The 409-nt window shown below is 72.4% G+C and carries 1 pseudogene; it reads left to right on the top strand.

Annotated features, from left to right (window positions below):
* Nucleotides 1-409: pseudogene (locus tag B4L26_RS08705) on the top strand (F0F1 ATP synthase subunit delta); the annotation flags it as partial.

Genomic DNA, 409 nt, shown 5'->3' with positions numbered 1-409 from the left:
CCCGCCGAACGAGCCGCTGTTGCCCGCGCTGTCCTGGCCGGCAAGGTCGGCGACGCGACCAGCGCCGTCGTCGCAGCGGCGGCAGGCGCACAGTGGTCGACTTCGACGGACCTGGCCTCCGGCCTACACGACCTCGGAGTCCAGGCACTCCTGCGATCGGCGGCGGCGGCCGACGAGGGCGGGGCAGTCGAGGACGAGTTGTTCCGACTCGGCCGCATCGTAGCCGGTGACCCGCAACTGGAGCAGGCGCTGTCCGATCGTGCCCGCCCTGTCGCCGACCGCGTCGGACTCTTGCGCACGCTGATCACCGGCAAGGTGAACCCGGTGACCGAGAAGCTCGCGCTCGACGCGGTTGAGCGGTCGGATCTGCAGCCGGCCGATGCGTTCGCCGCGCTGGCCGACACCGCCG

Origin of the sequence: Gordonia sp. UBA7599 (assembly GCA_002477755.1) — a bacterium.
Taxonomy (GTDB): domain Bacteria; phylum Actinomycetota; class Actinomycetes; order Mycobacteriales; family Mycobacteriaceae; genus Gordonia.
The sequence above is the reverse complement of the archived record's forward strand: the minus strand, read 5'-3'. Positions and strand labels throughout refer to the sequence as shown.